This window comes from Pedobacter sp. Leaf170, assembly GCF_920984665.1.
GTDB lineage: Bacteria > Bacteroidota > Bacteroidia > Sphingobacteriales > Sphingobacteriaceae > Pedobacter.
The window spans coordinates 40,833-57,915 of sequence record NZ_CAKLBP010000003.1; the positions used below are offsets into that span (position 1 = coordinate 40,833).

Annotated in this window: 12 protein-coding genes; 10 read left to right on the forward strand and 2 right to left on the reverse strand. The window is 35.0% G+C overall.

Annotated elements, in window-relative coordinates:
* Positions 1-284: 284 nt before the first annotated feature.
* From LUA90_RS08895 to LUA90_RS08920, 6 genes are all read left to right on the forward strand, one after another.
* A complete protein-coding gene (locus LUA90_RS08895) occupies positions 285-1,085 on the forward strand; it encodes a hypothetical protein (RefSeq protein ID WP_231459511.1) in 801 nt (266 codons plus the stop codon).
* Positions 1,075-3,105: a helix-hairpin-helix domain-containing protein gene (locus tag LUA90_RS08900; RefSeq protein ID WP_231490721.1), complete on the forward strand. Its 2,031-nt coding sequence runs from the start codon at positions 1,075-1,077 to the stop codon at positions 3,103-3,105. Before LUA90_RS08895 ends, LUA90_RS08900 begins: the two co-directional genes overlap by 11 nt.
* 3 nt (positions 3,106-3,108) lie before the next feature.
* Positions 3,109-5,196, forward strand: a complete 2,088-nt coding sequence (locus tag LUA90_RS08905) for a ComEC/Rec2 family competence protein (protein ID WP_231490722.1) — start codon at positions 3,109-3,111, stop codon at positions 5,194-5,196.
* Between the two features lies 1 nt (position 5,197).
* A complete protein-coding gene (locus LUA90_RS08910) occupies positions 5,198-5,974 on the forward strand; it encodes an enoyl-CoA hydratase/isomerase family protein (RefSeq protein ID WP_231459507.1) in 777 nt (258 codons plus the stop codon).
* A gap of 22 nt (positions 5,975-5,996) precedes the next feature.
* Entirely contained in the window at positions 5,997-6,653 is a 657-nt protein-coding gene (locus LUA90_RS08915) for a DUF4412 domain-containing protein (protein ID WP_231459506.1), read from the forward strand.
* A 92-nt stretch (positions 6,654-6,745) separates the two neighbouring features.
* On the forward strand, positions 6,746-8,914 hold the full coding sequence (locus tag LUA90_RS08920; protein WP_231490723.1) for a S9 family peptidase: 2,169 nt from the start codon (positions 6,746-6,748) through the stop codon (positions 8,912-8,914).
* Between the two features lie 193 nt (positions 8,915-9,107).
* Here the strand turns inward: LUA90_RS08920 and LUA90_RS08925 are convergent, their stop codons facing one another.
* Both LUA90_RS08925 and LUA90_RS08930 read right to left on the reverse strand, forming a co-directional pair.
* Positions 9,108-9,818: a DUF3307 domain-containing protein gene (locus LUA90_RS08925; RefSeq protein ID WP_231459504.1), complete on the reverse strand. Its 711-nt coding sequence runs from the start codon at positions 9,816-9,818 to the stop codon at positions 9,108-9,110.
* Positions 9,818-10,429: a SatD family protein gene (locus LUA90_RS08930; RefSeq protein WP_231459503.1), complete on the reverse strand. Its 612-nt coding sequence runs from the start codon at positions 10,427-10,429 to the stop codon at positions 9,818-9,820. Before LUA90_RS08930 ends, LUA90_RS08925 begins: the two co-directional genes overlap by 1 nt.
* Positions 10,430-10,582: 153 nt before the next feature.
* On the opposite strand from LUA90_RS08930, the gene LUA90_RS08935 reads away from it, so the two are divergent.
* The 4 genes from LUA90_RS08935 to pdeM all read left to right on the forward strand — a co-directional run bounded on the left by LUA90_RS08935 (position 10,583) and on the right by pdeM (position 16,940).
* Entirely contained in the window at positions 10,583-11,638 is a 1,056-nt protein-coding gene (locus LUA90_RS08935; RefSeq protein ID WP_231459502.1) for a ligase-associated DNA damage response exonuclease, read from the forward strand.
* Positions 11,635-13,224: an ATP-dependent DNA ligase gene (locus tag LUA90_RS08940; RefSeq protein ID WP_231490724.1), complete on the forward strand. Its 1,590-nt coding sequence runs from the start codon at positions 11,635-11,637 to the stop codon at positions 13,222-13,224. Before LUA90_RS08935 ends, LUA90_RS08940 begins: the two co-directional genes overlap by 4 nt.
* 320 nt (positions 13,225-13,544) lie before the next feature.
* Positions 13,545-16,022, forward strand: a complete 2,478-nt coding sequence (locus tag LUA90_RS08945) for a ligase-associated DNA damage response DEXH box helicase (protein WP_231459500.1) — start codon at positions 13,545-13,547, stop codon at positions 16,020-16,022.
* Positions 16,023-16,301: 279 nt separating this feature from the next.
* Positions 16,302-16,940, forward strand: coding sequence for a ligase-associated DNA damage response endonuclease PdeM (gene pdeM, locus LUA90_RS08950; RefSeq protein ID WP_231459499.1), 639 nt, complete (start codon positions 16,302-16,304; stop codon positions 16,938-16,940).
* Positions 16,941-17,083: the final 143 nt, after the last annotated feature.

Sequence of the window (17,083 nt, forward strand, 5' to 3'; positions counted from 1 at the left end):
AGTAATTTTTTTTTATATTCTTCGCGATCTGAATCTAAATCAATTTATCGTCTATAGCTTGTTTAAGTTTTAACCATTGCTTTTGCGGCATCTTCTTAAGTACTTTAACCAACTGCTCAAAACCTATATCAATCTGTTATTCCATAAATAATTATTTATCTATTATTAAATTTAATCAATAAATACATCAACAACATTTTTTTGTTTTATATTAAATTTTTCTATATTAGAATAACCGAACAACGTACCTCCCTATTTTTTATTTACCGGTTTAACGCCCTCAAATGAAGATATGGAATGTATTGATAATCTCCCTCATACCTTTTTATTTATCTGCCCAAAACAATTTGGGACCACGCTTAACGGCTATTGGCAACAATGGCGCAGCTGTAAATGATGTTTGGAGTTTGCAAGCCAATATTGCTGCCATTACTCATTTAAAGCAGCCAACAGCATCTGTAAACTACATTAAAAATCTTTTTAGTGATGAGGTTAGTACTCAAGGTTTTGTTGCTGTAATTCCATTTAAAAATAATTTTATTGGTGCCAGTTTGCAACGATATGGCTTTTCCGAATATTTTGAAAGCAAGGTTGGTTTTGCTTTTGCAAAGAAATTTGGCAACAAATTATCTATTGGTTTAAACGGTAATTATCATCAGCTGAAAATCTCAAATTATGGTGCTTCAAATGGGTTTTCTGTTGATTTTGGAGTCATATATCACCTTACAGATTTACTTACGATTGGAACATTTATTAGTAACCCATCTAAGCAAAAATATGGCAGTACGCTGGTTATGACTGAAATTCCTACTACGCTTAATGTCGGAGCGAGTTATTTTGCATCAGATAAAGTTTTAATTGCTACATCGGTATCCAAAAATCTACAGGAATCAATTAATGTGTCATTAGGGATTGATTACAAAATCGCGGCATTGCTGAGTTTACGCGGTGGTTTAAGTGCAAAACCTTTTAAACAATATGCAGGTTTCGGGCTAAATTATAGAAAACTTTTGTTTGATATGGCAACAACCTACGATACTAACTTAGGTTATGCACCTCAAATTGCATTAGGTTATGCCTTTTAGGTTTTTATTATTTGCTTTTGTACTGATAGGATATTTTGCAAAAGCTCAAAGCATTGAAAATGAGGTTGCTATACGGGATATTATCGAAAGCGTAGCTGAGAACCTACCGGATGATTACGATATGACCGAACTAATTGAGGTATTAACCAGATTAAAAAAGCACCCGATTAACTTAGGCAAAACCACACCAGAGGAATTAAAAACGCTGGTATTCTTATCTCCTTTGCAAATCAGTAATTTTTTTAAGCACATAAAAGAAAACGGAAGTTTAGCTGATGTTTTAGAATTACAAACCATTGATGGCTTTGATGTTAAAACTGTACAGAATTTACTTCCATTTGTTACATTAAATTCTGCTACTGAATATGAAAAATTCAGGTTTAAAAACATTTTTACTATCGGCGATAATGATTTAATTGTACGTTACGCCCAAACGCTTCAAACACAAAAAGGCTTTACAGATTTACCAGGAAACAGATATTTAGGTTCACCGGAAAGGTTTCAAACCAGATACCGTTATCACTACGGAACAATTATTTCTGCCTCCATTACATTAGATAAAGATGCAGGAGAAAAATTTATTGGCAAGCCCTTCGATTTTTTCTCTGGGAATATAGCACTCTTTAAATTAGGCAAAATTAAAAAATTGGTAGTTGGCGATTACAAATTGCAATTTGGGCAGGGTTTAACAATGTGGTCGGGTTTTGCATTTGGTAAAGGACCTGATATCGTTAGCATTGCCAAAAAAGATTTAGGCTTACGTCCTTACACATCTACTAATGAGTACTCTTTTCTGAGAGGTGCATCAGCAACCATCAATCTATTTAAAAATATAGACCTCACTCCTTTTTTATCATTCAGAAATTTGGATGCAAGTCAGGATTTAGATGCTGATGGAAATCTGGTACAATCTACAATAAATCAAACCGGATTACACAGAACACCAACAGAAATATCAAACAAAAACTCTTTGAAACAAAATGTGTACGGAGCAATAATTCAATACAGTAAAAACGAACTTGCTTTTGGAGCAATCGCTTACCAGAGTAAATACGGAAATAGTTTCATCACGCAAACTGCTCTTTACGATAAATTCAGTTTTACTGGAAAACAGCTTACAAACATTGGTGCATTTTACAACTACACTTATAAAAATATTTATTTGTTTGGCGAAGCCGGCAAAAGTTTAAAAAGTGGATTTGCATACCTTAATGGTGCTTTAATCAGCCTCACACCAATAATTTCTGCTTCTATTACACATCGTAATTATGCAAAAAATTATCATAACTTTTTTAATCAGGGTTTGGCCGAAGCAAGTGAAGCTGTGAACGAACGCGGCTTGTTTACGGGTTTAAATATTACGCCAAATAAAAAGTGGATGTTTTCAATTTATGGAGATTATTTTCAGTTTCCATGGTTAAAATTTAGGATTGATGCACCCTCAGACGGATATGAAATTTTGAGTCAGGCAATATACACACCGACTAAAACATTTAAAATCCTGGCCCGATTTAAAACCGAAAATAAACAGCAAAATACGGATTTGGAAGTGCCAATAAGTTTTTTGGATGATGTAAAAAAAGAAGGCTACCGTTTTGAAGTAAGCTGGCAATTAAATAAAAAATGGAGTTTTCAAAACCGTGTAGAAGTATCTCAATACAAAAAAGGAGATACTCAGGCAGAATTCGGTTATTTGATTTATCAAGATGTTGATTATTCTCCAATGTTTTCCAAAATAACAGGAAATCTGCGAATCGCATATTTTAACACCGCAAGTTATAACAGTAGAATATATGCTTATGAAGATGATGTTTTATACAGCTTTGCCTTTGGTATGTATAATGGCAAAGGCTTTAGAACTTATTTAAATCTAAAATACAATCTAGCCAAAAAGCTAAACATTTGGGCCAGATATGCCATGTTTATTTACAAGGATGTGGAAACCGTTGGAACATATCTAGATGAAATACAGGGCAATAAAAAATCTGATGTTAAACTCCAATTAAGATATCAATTCTAAATTATGTTTAAAGCTGATTACATTTTCGCTCGTATTCTTTTGCCTTTAATTGTAGGTATCGGTGTATTTTACTTTTTCCCAACAGAAAATTTAATAGTCACTTTATCGATTATTTCAGCAGCTATATTTTTATTGTTATTCGTTATCAACTTCACTTATAAAATATTAAATGCTTATAAATTTAAAGGCATAAGCGGATTTCTGTTTTTTACATTCTTTTTTTCTTTCGGTGGATTGCTTTGTTTGTTAAACAATGAAAAACTTAAGGCTGATTATTTTGCGAAGAAAGATTATAAACTTTTGAAAATATGGGTAAACGATGAACCCGAGCAAACAAATGATATATTGAGGTTTAAAGCCAGAGTTATTTCTGGTTATCTAAATAATAATCAGCTTAAGCAAAGCGGTCAAATACTTTTAGCATTAAAGGTAGACAGCCTTAACCCTATTCATTTAGAATATGGCGATGAGTTAATTGTTTCCGCGAAATATTTAGATGTTGAACCGCCATATAACCCCGCTGAATTTGATTTTAAGCAATGGTTAGCTAATCAGAATGTATTTGAGCAAGCCTTTATCAATCAAAATCATATCTTAAAAACAAATCGAAATATTGGAAATCCTATTTTAAAATTTGCCTTAAAACTTAGGGAAGCACAAGTGAATAAATATCGTAAACTCATTAAAAATGATGAAGCTTTTGCCGTTGCATCTACATTAATATTGGGTTATCGTGCAGATTTAAGTAAGGAAACGTTAGCCGCTTACTCAAAAACAGGAACAATACATGCACTATCTGTTTCTGGCAGCCACGTAGCTATTATATTCTTTGTATTAGATTTTATGCTGATATTTTTAGATAGGAAAAGAGGAACAAAAATTTTAAAGTTCATTTTAATTTTTAGCTTAATATGGATTTATGCATTAATTACCGGTTTATCGCCTTCTGTTGTGCGTTCTGCAATTATGATTGGCATCTTCATTACTGCGAAAACATTTGCAAGAAATAAAAACGGATACAATACACTTGCATTTGCAGCTTTCTGTCAGTTAATTTATAATCCATTCTTAATATGGGATGTTGGTTTTCAATTATCCTACATCTCGGTTTTTGGATTAATTTATCTTCAACCAAAAATTTATAAATGGATTTACATCAAAAATAAATGGCTAAATAAAGTATGGGAATTAATTGCGATTTCCTTAGCTGCCCAGATAGTAACCTTTCCGCTTTGTATTTATTATTTCCATCAATTTCCAATCTATTTTTTATTAGGAAATCTATTTATCTCACTTCCATTAATGGTTATTATGATTTTAGGTATCATCGTCTTAATCCCTTTTGCAGATAAACTTTCAACAATTTTTGAATGGATTATCGTATCTACCAATCAGATTCTAAAATGGATTGCAGATTTACCATATTCTACTTTATCATCAATTTGGATTAATTTACCAGAGCTTTTACTACTCAGTTTATCTTTAGGGTTGTTTATTTACGCCCTTACCAACTATAATAAAAAACTCATCTATGCATCCATATTGTTATATATCTTTTACGCATCTTTAATCGTTTACGATGATTGGGTAGCCACAAAGCAACAAAAAATCATCTTTTTCACCTTGAGAAAAAATTATGCGGCAGCCTTTATAAGCGGTAGAGAGACCATATTACTTACAGATTTAAATGCTAATGATAAAAACTTTCACTTTTTTGTAAAGCCAGCTCTTGAACAAGCACAGATTTCTAAAATCAATTTCATTAATTTAAACAGAGATACTCTCATCAATCATTTTATAAAAAAAGATAATCAAATCGTTTTTAAGGGATACAGAATTTTGCTTATTGATGAATTCTTAAATTATAAAAACCTAAATATTGAGGGTAAATTCTCAAGTCTTTGGCTCACAGGAAATACACGATTTATGTTAGAAAATCTTAATAGGCATATCGAGTTTAAATCTTTAATTATTGATGCAACAAATAAAGATTACAAAATTGCATCGTTTAAAACTTTTGCCGAGAATAATAGCATTCCTCAACATGTTTTAAAGAAAAATCCTGCATATTTGGTTCAACTAACCCAATAATATGGAAAACATGGTTTTGTACAATGTAGAAGAAAGAATTGCTACAATTACAATCAATCGCCCCGAAAAACGAAATGCTTTAAACCCGCAATTAATAGCCGAATTAACTGAGGCTTTTATTCGTGCTGAAGAAGATAACCAGGTTAAAATTGTTGTTTTAAACGCAAATGGAGGAACATTTAGTGCTGGTGCAGATTTAGAATATCTGCAACAACTTCAAAATAATAGTTTTGAAGAAAACGTAGCAGATTCAAATAATCTGAAAAAGCTTTTTACAACTATTTATTATTTACCAAAAATTGTAATTGCGCAAGTTGAAGGTCATGCAATAGCAGGTGGCTGCGGCTTAGCTACAATTTGCGATATTGTTTTTGCCACACCCGAAAGCAATTTCGGTTATACAGAAGTTAAAATTGGTTTTGTACCTGCAATTGTTTCGTGCTTTTTGGTTCAAAAAGTGAACGAAACTATTGCAAAGGAAATTCTATTAACCGGCAAAACCTTTAATGCAGAGCAGGCCTTATCTTATAAGTTAATAAATTTTGTAACAAAATCAGCAGAAATTCATCAAAAGGTTAAAGAATTTGCGTTAAGTTTGTGTGAAGGAAGTTCGGGTAACTCTTTAATGATTACTAAACAATTAATCAGTCAAACAACAAATCCATCTTTAGAAAAAACTTTAGAAACAGCCGTTCATATTAATGCTAGAGTAAGAGAAAGTGAAGATTTTAAAAAAGGAATAGCTTCATTTTTAAACAAAGAAAAAATTAACTGGTAAAAAACTAAACTGAAATAAAAACATGTTAAAATCAATCAAAACAAGTGTGGTAGCTTTAATCTTAGTAAGTACAGCAATTATTGCTCATGCACAAAAGAAAGTTACTGAAGGCACGTTAGTTTATACAATGAAGTATAAGATTAGTGCTCCAGGCGCTCCAGAAGAACAAAAAGTTAAATTTAACGGAGATATTTCTAAATTAGAGCTAGACCTTGGTCCTGCTTCGGTGGCCGTATTTATGGATAACCAGAGTGGTTCGGGTTTACTTTTAGTAGATATACCTGTAGCTCAAAAACAGCTAGCTTCAAAAATGACTAAAGCCGAAATGGAGGAATCTAACGCTGCAAAACCTAAATATTCTGATTTTAAAGCAACAGGCGAAAAGAAAACTGTAGCAGGTTACAATGCAGAGAAATATACTTTTAAAGATGACAAAGGCGGTACTGGTGAACTTTGGGCAACAACAGATGTTGATGTACCTGTAACCATTGCTACTGCAGATTTTAAAGGTGTAAAAGGCTTTATTGTTTCTGTTGATACATCAATGGCGACTGTTACTTTAAAATCATTAACAGAAGGTAAAGTTGGAGAACTTTCTGTAACTAAAATACCTGCAGGTTACGATGAAATTACTTATGCTGAAATGAAAGCATTACAACAACAAGGTGGTGGCGAATAATTAACCAAAATCTTAAATTTTAAGGCTTTTTAACCGCCGGCTTTTTATAAATTAGCCGAAAGTTAAAAAGCTTTTTTTATGACTAATTTTTTATGATAAAAAACCTATTCTTCAAATTATTTATTATCTGCATTGCCATTTTTATGGCAGCTGATGTTAAAGCTCAAGGCATAAACTGGGCTAAAGATGGTAATTCTTACTATCAAATTGCTGGCGGAGAAATTGTGAGCATCACATTACCCAAAAGCGATAAAAAAACACTTGTAACCAAAGCATTGCTTACGCCAGCAGGTAAAAATGCGCCAATTGCAGTTAGAAGTTTTCAGTTTTCTGCTGATGGTACAAAAGCATTAATTTACACAAACAGCAAAAAAGTTTGGCGTTACGATACCCGTGGCGATTATTGGTTAGTCGATTTAGCAACCAGCAAAATCAACCAAATAGGAAAAGACAAACCTGCATCATCCTTAATGTTTGCTAAGCTTTCTCCTGATGGCAATAAAGTTGCTTACGTAAGCAAACATAATTTATACGTTGAAAATATTGACGGAACAAACGCTAAAGCTTTAACCACAAACGGAACTGATAGAATGATTAACGGTACTTTCGATTGGGTGTATGAAGAAGAATTTGATTGTAGAGATGGTTTTAGATGGAGTCCGGATGGAAAATCAATCGCCTATTGGCAAATTGATGCTACCAAAATCAAAAACTTTTTAATGATTAACAATACCGATTCTATTTACCCTTTCACTATTCCGGTAGAATATCCGAAAGTTGGCGAAAACCCATCGGCTTGTAAAGTTGGCGTGGTTGATATTGCCACAGCAAAAACAAATTGGTTAAATGTGCCTGGCGATGATGTACAGCACTATATTCCTCGTATGCAATGGGTTCCAAATAGTAATGAAATTATTTTGCAACAACTTAATCGCGAGCAAAACGAAAGCATCGTATTTATTTGCGATGCCACAAGTGGTTCAGCAAAATCCATCTATAAAGAAACTGCTAAAGCATGGATAGATGCCCAGGATGAATGGAAATGGTTAAATAACAATCAGGAATTTACAATCATATCTGATAAAGATGGCTGGAATCATCTGTATAGAATTAGTCGCGATGGTAAAAAACAAACCTTGGTAACCAAAGGAAATTATGATGCTACAGACATTAAATTAATCGACGAAAAAAATAATTACGTTTATTTTATCGCTTCGCCAACTAATGCTACACAGCGTTACCTATACAAAACTAAATTGGATGGAAAGGGTAAACTAGAGCAAGTAACGCCATCAATTTTACCCGGAACTCATAATTACGATATTTCTCCTAACGCAGCTTTTGCCCGCCATACTTATAATAGTTCATTGGTGAGACCAATAAATGAGTGGATGAATTTCACTACAGGAAATCCTTTTACAATGGATGGCAGCATTACAACACAGCTTGCTAAACAAGAAGCACCTAAAAATAAAGTAGAATTTTTTAAAGTAACCACCGAGGATGGAGTTGAATTAGATGGCTGGATGAAAAAGCCTGATGATTTTAATCCCAATAAAAAATATCCTGTTGTGTTTTATGTATATGGCGAGCCGGCATCTGCAACGGCTTCAGATACTTATGGCGCAGGCAGAAACTTTTTATATGCCGGCGATATGGCTAAAGATGGCTACATCTATATTTCAATGGATAACCGTGGTGCACCGGTTCCGAAAGGTACTGCATGGCGCAAAGGCATCTACAAAAACATTGGCGTAATTAACATCCGCGACCAAGCAATGGCAGCCAAAAAGTTATTGGCAACAAATTCTTTTATGGATAAAGACCGTGTTGCGGTTTGGGGCTGGAGTGGCGGTGGTTCATCTACCTTAAATTTAATGTTTCAATATCCGGAAATTTATAAAACAGGCATTTCAATTGCTGCAGTTGGGAATCAGTTAACTTACGATAATGTTTATCAAGAACGCTATATGGGCACACCTTTCCCCAGCAAAGAGGCTTATGTAAAAGGTTCGCCAATAACTTATGCCAAAAATTTAAAAGGCAATTTGCTTTACATTCATGGTACTGGCGATGATAACGTTCATTATCAAAATGCCGAAATGTTAATTAACGAATTGATTAAAAACAAAAAGGTTTTCCAGTTGATGAGCTATCCTAACAGAACCCACAGTATATCTGAAGGCGAAGGCACCAGCGAACACTTATCCCTTACTTATACCAAATTTTTGAAAGATAATTGTCCTCCGGGAGCAAAATAATTTATCTAGAAAAGCAATTTCAGCGGGGAATCGGTTTCGATAGCCCCGCTTTTCATTTCAATCTTTTTCAAACCTACAAGGTTTTGAAAACCTTGTAGGTTTAATCAAAAGTATTTACATTTCAATCGGGTTTAAAATACAAGTTTTTTGCTTCTATTAACGATGCATAGCATAATGCTTATCTGAAATAAGCCTACAGAATTAAGTTAGTAATCATTAAAGAAACTACTATAGCAATTCCAAAACTCAATAAAGTTCCTATAAGTACATATTCTGTCAATTTTAAATCGTGTGCTTCTTTTAAATCGCCAAACCGAAATATAGATTTTGCTGCCAATAAAAAACCAACCGCTTCAAAATGATTGGTTAGTATAAAAACGAATATTAAAACACGCTCTAAAATTCCAATGTATTTTCCGGCATTCTGCAATGATTTCGGACTTTCATCATCATTTTCCGGTAGCCATTTCGCAATAATCACTTTCATAATTATTGATGTAGGCATGGTTAAAAACAAACCACCAACAATAAAAAACCATGTTTTTACATTATTTAAATAACTTATATCTAAATAACCTTTGTAAAAAAGATGCCATACCAAAATAATCGAACTAAAATGTAAAACCTGGTCGGCAAAGAACAGTATTCTTGCATTTTTTTTGGTTTGCAATAATGATTTAAAGGCATCGATTATTAAATGTATAACACCAATAGATAATGCTACTTTCCAAACATTAAAGCTCAAAAAAACAACAAATATTAAAACCACATGCACCACAACATGTAAATACAGCTTACCGGATTTAAGCTTTTTTCGTTCTTTATCTTTAACCCACGATGTTGGTTGAAGAAAAAAATCGCCAATTAAATGCGCAAGAATGAGCTTTATTAAAATGATATCCATTATTCAGATATAAGTTGTTTTACTTTTCTACGGTATAATTTATCCATTTCTAAAATTTCAGAATAATGAGCACGTTTTAGTGCTTCACTAACTGAAGATTGCGTTCTGCCTGATATAGCTGCCAGTTCACTTTGTAATAGTTTTTCATTTTCTAAGGCTAATTTCACCATCTCAGCCGCAACAATTCCCCAACCATCCATTGCAATTAAAGATAGTTTAATTAAAACATTTATCTCCTCATCAAATTCAGGGTGTTCAGTTTTAATGGCGAGGTTAACTTTAGCTTGCTTTAAGCTATCAAAAGCGGCTCCTGAGTTTACAAATGCATCTCCGCTAGATTCTGAAAGTTTTTTTCGCTTGGTTTTTACTTCGCCAATGCCTATTCCCATTCTCACATCAGCAGGTTTGTTTATCCTAATACATGCTTTTAAATATGCAGCTGTTTTAATGGCGTCTTCTGCATCAATTTCCAATTGAAAACTATCTCCACGGTAAATTTCCCACTTGTTATTTTGCCCAGAAACTACTTTAAGTGCAGCTTTTAAGCTCAATAACCAACTATCTTTAATTTTTCTTGAGCCTATAATATCGCCTGTTATAATGCAAATCATATCACTAATATATGATTTATCTTTGTTTTTAAAAAATTATCGGCTAATTACCCGATATTTCAAATTATCGGCTAATTACCCGATATTCTTATTTATCGGCTAATTAGCCGATATTAGGTTAAAACTTAAACTGTAATTTATTGTTTAATACGCATGGCTTTAATAGAATTTACCAAAAGAGGCATTTACTGCAAACAAGGCGATTTTTACGTAGACCCTTGGTGGCCTGTAGATTATGCCGTAACCACACATGGCCACAGTGACCACGTACGTTTCGGTAATAAACATTACCTCTGCCATACCTTAACAAAACCAATAATTAAACGTAGAATTAGTGAAGATTTAGATGTAGAAACACTAAACTACGGAGAAAGTATTGTTCGAAATGGGGTAAATATTTCATTTTTTCCAGCCGGCCACATCATTGGTTCTGCACAAGTTCGTTTAGAATATAAAGGCGAAATATGTGTAATCTCTGGCGATTATAAAACAGAAGATGATGGTATTAGTGATGTTTTTGAGCCTGTAAAATGCCATTCATTTGTATCAGAAAGTACTTTTGGTTTACCTGTTTACAATTGGCAAAAGCAAAATATTGTATTTGATAAAATGCAGAACTGGATTAGTGATAACATTGCTGAACAAAAAACCAGTGTGCTTATTGCGTATAGTTTAGGTAAAGCCCAACGTTTAATAAAAAACCTTGCAGGCAATGTACCAATTTACGTTCATAACAGTATAGCAAACCTTAACGAAGTAATTATTAATGCCGGCGTAAACCTACCAGAAACCATTAGGATTACACCTGAAACAAGCAAAGATGAGTTGCAGAAAGGAATCGTGATTGTTCCGCCGGCAATGAGGGATAGCCGCTGGATTAAAAACCTATCACATCCGGTTACAGGAATTTGCTCTGGTTGGATGCAAGTTCGGGCGCATCGCCGCTGGCAAAGTGCCGATGCGGGTTTTGCCTTGAGCGACCATGCAGATTGGCCCGGTTTAATGGATGCCATTACGGCAACTGGAGCAGAAAAGGTTTACGTAACACATGGTTTTACAGCAGCTTTTAGTCGGTTTTTAAATGATGAGGGAATTGAATCGGAAGAAGTGATGACCAAATTCGGGCAAGAAGACGATGAAGAAAATAAAGTTGATTTAGCAGAAGTAGATAATCAGCATTCTGAAACCAATAATCCAAAATCAGAATGAAGAAATTTGCAAAATTAATACAAAAGCTAGAGCAGAGCAATAAAACCAACGACAAAATCGCTGCATTGGTTGATTATTTTAATTATGCTGATGACAAAGATAAGGTTTGGGTAATTGCGCTTTTTACGGGTAAGAAACCTAAACGTCCGATAAAATCAGCCTTGCTAAAATATTGGGCAATAGACATTACGCAAACACCAGAATGGCTATTTTCTGAAAGTTATTCAAACGTGGGCGATTTAAGTGAAACCATTGCACTACTCCTGCCGCCTGCCGAAAACACATCTGATTTACAGCTACACAAGTGGATTGAAGAATTGCATGACCTGGAAGGAAAAGACGATGAAACAAAGAAGAATTTCATTTTAAATGCATGGAACACACTCGAAACCCAGGAACGTTTTATTTTTAATAAACTCATTTCTGGTAATTTCAGGATTGGTGTTTCTAACAAAATGCTTGTAAATGCGTTGGCGAAACAGAGCAGCTTAGATAGCGCTCAAATTATGCATAGCATTATGGGTAAATGGAATCCTTATGAGATTACTTTTACCGAACTTATTAACGGAGTGCATGTAAATACAGATAACTCTTGGCCCTATCCGTTTTGTTTAGCATATGCTTTAGAGCAGGAACCAGAAAAATTAGGCGATATTTCGGAATGGCAAGCTGAGTGGAAATGGGATGGTATTCGCGGACAAATTGTAAAGCGAAATGGCGAACTTTTTATCTGGAGCCGTGGCGAAGAACTGGTAACAGAGCAGTTCCCGGAATTGCATTTTTTAGTGGATGTTTTACCTGACGGCGTAGTTTTGGATGGCGAAATATTGGCTGTGCAAGATAAACAGGTTTTATCATTTAGCACATTACAGCAACGTTTAAATCGTAAAACGATAAGCAAAAAACAGCTTGAAGATGCGCCTATTGGTTTCTTCGTTTATGATATTTTAGAATTTGAAACTAACGATTTCAGAGCGCAACCTTTAAGCGAACGCCGAAATATATTAGAAAAATTAATTGGAGGATTAGAAGAAAGTGCAGTTATTTTATCGCCAGTAATAAATTGCAAAACCTGGGAAGAATTGGCTGAGTTACGACAAACATCACGCTCTATTAATAGTGAGGGCATTATGCTCAAAAAGTTAAGTTCTCACTATCATAGCGGGCGTAAGCGTGGCGATTGGTGGAAATGGAAAGTTAACCCATATACGGTTGATGCAGTGATGATTTATGCACAAAAAGGTAGTGGCCGAAGGGCAAATTTCTTTACAGATTATACTTTCGCGGTACGTGATGGCGAAAATTTAGTAACCATTGCGAAGGCCTATTCGGGTTTAACGGATAAAGAAATTAAAGAAGTAAACTCTTTTGTAACCAAAAATTCTATTGAAAAATTTGGTCCGGTGAGAACGGTAAAGCCCGAACTGGTTTTTGAAATTGCCTTTGAAGGCATTGCCGAAAGTAAGCGCCATAAAGCAGGTTTGGCATTGCGTTTTCCACGTATTTTACGTTGGCGAAAAGATAAAAAAGCAGCAGAAATTAATACACTTGAAGATTTGAGACAGTTGCTGGAATCAACAATTTAAAGGCTTTCGTAATTGCAAAGCACGAAACAATCTATTCACATTAGATTGGGCTTTTTGCTTTGCAATGACGATAACTGTTAGAATGTATATTTTTATTAGGTTTACCTTGCTATTTAAACCTGACTGAAGCGATATACTTTTTGAGAGCACAATCCCAAAATATGCTGTCATACTGAGGCACGAAGTATCTGCCAACGATGAAAAAGAAACTTACTTAATCGGTACAGCAGTACATGTTTAAAAAGATATAGCAAAAGGCAGGGCTGATTTTACCAAAGAACCACTGAAATCGCTTTTCAAAAAAAAGAAAATAAAAATTAATGGATCAAACCAAAACCAAAGGTTATAAGAAGATAAAAAGCTGGCTAAAAGCTAACAAGCGCAAGCCTTTTCAGTTTCAGGAAGACGCATGGCAATATTATCTTGACGGTTATAGTGGCTTGGTTAACGCTCCTACAGGTTTTGGAAAAACATTTTCACTTTTTTTAGCAGTTATAATCGAGGCACTAAACGCATCAGAAGCGAGCAACAAAAAAGCAAAAGACCGCCTGCAACTCATCTGGATTACACCTCTACGCTCACTGGCGAAAGATTTAGCAAGAGCCATGAGAGAAACTTTGCTCGAATTGGAGGTAGATTGGCATGTTGGTGTTCGCAATGGCGATACATCGCAGGCAGAAAAAGTGCAGCAAAAAAAATCGATGCCAGAAATTTTGCTGATTACACCAGAGAGTTTACACCTCTTATTGGCTCAAAAAGGTTCATCAACTTTATTTAAGAACTTAAAATGTATTGTTGCCGATGAATGGCATGAACTTTTGGGTAGTAAACGTGGTGTTTTGGTAGAACTTGCCGTTTCAAGAATTAAAGGCTTACAAAAGTTAGAAAAAGACCAATTTTTAAGGGTTTGGGGCATTTCTGCAACTATTGGCAACATTGAAGAAGCTTTGGATGTACTGGAACCGAATGAGCAGGCAAAAAGAATTATCGTTAAAGCAGATTTGGAAAAGAAAATCCTTATAAAATCGGTTTTACCTGATGATATTGAAACCTTGCCATGGGCTGGGCATTTGGGCTTAAAGCTCGCTTACAAATTGCTCCCGATTATAGAAAAAAGTAAAACCACCTTAATTTTCATCAATACCCGCGGACAATCGGAAATGTGGTATCAGCATTTGCTAAATATTGAGCCAGATTTAGCTGGTAGAATTGCCATACATCATGGCTCTATAGATTTTGAGCTCAGAAACTGGATTGAAGATGCCCTTCACACTGGTCAGTTAAAAGCTGTTATTGCTACTTCGTCTTTAGATTTGGGCGTAGATTTTAAGCCGGTTGATACTGTTGTGCAAGTTGGCTCGCCGAAAGGTGTTGCCCGTTTTCTACAAAGAGCCGGTCGCTCGGGTCACTCACCGCATGAGGTTTCTAAAATATATTTTTTACCAACCCATGCTTTAGAATTAGTAGAAGCTGCCGCGATAAAAGAAGCCGCTAAAACCAACAATATAGAGAGTAGAGAGCCTTTTATTATGGTTTTTGATTTGCTCGTTCAATATCTGGTTACCCTTGCCATTGGCGATGGTTTTGATGATAAAATCATCTATCAGGAAATTAAAAACACACATGCTTTTAAGCTCATTTTACCAGAAGAGTGGACTTGGGTTATGCAATTTATTACTTCAGGTGGCGATAGCTTAGGCGCTTATAATGAATTTAAAAAGGTAACAAAAGATGAAGATGGCCTTTGGAAAGTAAAGAGCCGACAATTGGCCATGCGACATCGTTTGCATATCGGTACCATTGTAAGTGATGCCATGCTTAAAGTGAAGTTTTTATCTGGCGGTTATATTGGCATGGTAGAAGAATATTTCGTAACCCGACTTAAAGCTGGTGATAATTTTAGACTGGCTGGTCGTGTTTTAGAATTTATCCACGTTAAAGATATGACGGTTATCGTTCGTGTGAGTAAACAACACAATGCCATATCGCCAAGCTGGAATGGTGGACGCTTACCATTATCTTCAAATTTAGGCTCTGTTTTGCGTAAAAAATATAATGAAGCTTTGGATAAAACCCATCAGGATGAAGAATTGGATGTAGTTTATCCATTATTTTTATTGCAGCAAAAACGATCACATGTTCCGCGAAACGATGAATTGTTAATCGAATTAATTAATAATAAAGAGGGTTTTCATTTATTTGCTTATCCTTTCGAGGGTAGGTTAGTTCACGAAGTTTTAGCTGCTTTGGTTGCTTATCGATTAAGTAAACTTTTGCCAATTAGTTTCTCTATAGCCATGAACGATTATGGTTTCGAATTACTAAGCGATATTGAAATACCGATGGATGAATCGATTGCTTACGAGGTTTTTTCACCAAAAAATTTAACAGAAGACATTACTTTAAGCATTAATTCTACAGAAATGGCTCGCCGAAAATTCAGAGATATTGCTTGCATCTCGGGTTTGGTTTTTCAGGGATATCCGGGTAAATACGTCGCAAATAAACATCTCCAGTCATCTGCAGGTTTATTTTTTAATGTTTTTAGTGATTATGATAAACATAATTTACTTTTGCGCCAAGCATACGATGAAGTTTTTTATCAGCAATTGGAAGAACCCAGATTGGCCGCTGCATTAGAGCGAATTCAGAATGGAGCTGTTGTAATTACAAATCCTAAAAGTTTTACTCCGCTATCATTTCCAATTAAGGTTGATAGTTTGAGGGAAAATATGAGTTCGGAAGAATTAGAGCAACGAATTGCAAGGATGAAGGCAGAATCGGAGAAGTTTAAATAATAATTAATTAACAAATTTTAAAATTAGCATGACCATTTTATTAGGCCAAAGCATTACATCTTCATTCTCCTTAAATCCGGCCTAACAAATTTTTCGGGAGGCACCATTAGTCCTAAGCAGAAACTTTAATAGAAAAATTTTCAGCCGGCAATTTTGTTTCTTTTGTTGTCAAAAGAAAAAAGCCTGTCCGGCCAGGACTAAAAAAAGTTATTATAGTGATTTCATCGGAAAATTTTATGTTCTTCGACGAGCTCAGTATGACAAAATAAAAATAAATTAATGACCATAACAAGCCACGGTGAAGAACTGATTTTAGATAAAGAAAGGGCTTTATACTTACCGCAACATCAACTTTTAGCCATTAGCGATTTACATTTGGGCAAATCTGCTCATTTCAGGCAGGCTGGTGTTCAGGTGCCATCCACCATCGCACAAAACGATTTGCAGCGATTGGGTTTACTTATCGAAAAATACCAGCCGAAAACTCTATTAATAAACGGAGACATGTTTCATCATGGCTTAAATGCCGATATCGATGAGTTTTCGGAGTGGCGAAACCGATATGCAGAGCTCAGTTTTTTATTGGTTAAAGGTAACCATGATAGATTGGCAAATGCAGATTACGCATCCATGAAGATTGATATTCATGAACCCAGCTTTTGCCTCGGTCCTTTTTGTTTCATTCACGATGCTCCAAAATGTACCGAAGAAGAGCTTTATCCAATCAGCGGGCACATCCATCCCGGCGTAACCATTGTTGGTAAAGCTAAGCAGCGATTAAAGTTTCCATGCTTTTATTTTGGCAAAGCGTACGCTGTTTTGCCGGCATTTAGCACCTTTACTGGCCTTTTTAACATTTACCCTAAAGCGCAAGAGCAGATATTTGCAGTTACGCCAAATAGTGTTTTAGAAGTTTAAAATATTTAGAAGAGCAAGTACAGAAGCATTTTTTAAAGTCACCCCTGCTTTCCCTTCAAGTCCGCCCCTTTCACAATTCCCCCACACTTCGGGCTTTCCGTTCAATCAGGTCTAACAAAATCTGTTTGCTAAAATATTTACGA

Bases quoted from the DNA above. Each gene is read 5' to 3' on its own strand.
- LUA90_RS08895 (WP_231459511.1), top strand. From the start codon at position 285: ATGAAGATATGGAATGTATTGATAATCTCCCTCATACCTTTTTATTTA.
- LUA90_RS08900 (WP_231490721.1), top strand. From the start codon at position 1,075: ATGCCTTTTAGGTTTTTATTATTTGCTTTTGTACTGATAGGATATTTT.
- LUA90_RS08905 (WP_231490722.1), top strand. From the start codon at position 3,109: ATGTTTAAAGCTGATTACATTTTCGCTCGTATTCTTTTGCCTTTAATT.
- LUA90_RS08910 (WP_231459507.1), top strand. From the start codon at position 5,198: ATGGAAAACATGGTTTTGTACAATGTAGAAGAAAGAATTGCTACAATT.
- LUA90_RS08915 (WP_231459506.1), top strand. From the start codon at position 5,997: ATGTTAAAATCAATCAAAACAAGTGTGGTAGCTTTAATCTTAGTAAGT.
- LUA90_RS08920 (WP_231490723.1), top strand. From the start codon at position 6,746: ATGATAAAAAACCTATTCTTCAAATTATTTATTATCTGCATTGCCATT.
- LUA90_RS08925 (WP_231459504.1), bottom strand. From the start codon at position 9,818: ATGGATATCATTTTAATAAAGCTCATTCTTGCGCATTTAATTGGCGAT.
- LUA90_RS08930 (WP_231459503.1), bottom strand. From the start codon at position 10,429: ATGATTTGCATTATAACAGGCGATATTATAGGCTCAAGAAAAATTAAA.
- LUA90_RS08935 (WP_231459502.1), top strand. From the start codon at position 10,583: ATGGCTTTAATAGAATTTACCAAAAGAGGCATTTACTGCAAACAAGGC.
- LUA90_RS08940 (WP_231490724.1), top strand. From the start codon at position 11,635: ATGAAGAAATTTGCAAAATTAATACAAAAGCTAGAGCAGAGCAATAAA.
- LUA90_RS08945 (WP_231459500.1), top strand. From the start codon at position 13,545: ATGGATCAAACCAAAACCAAAGGTTATAAGAAGATAAAAAGCTGGCTA.
- pdeM (WP_231459499.1), top strand. From the start codon at position 16,302: ATGACCATAACAAGCCACGGTGAAGAACTGATTTTAGATAAAGAAAGG.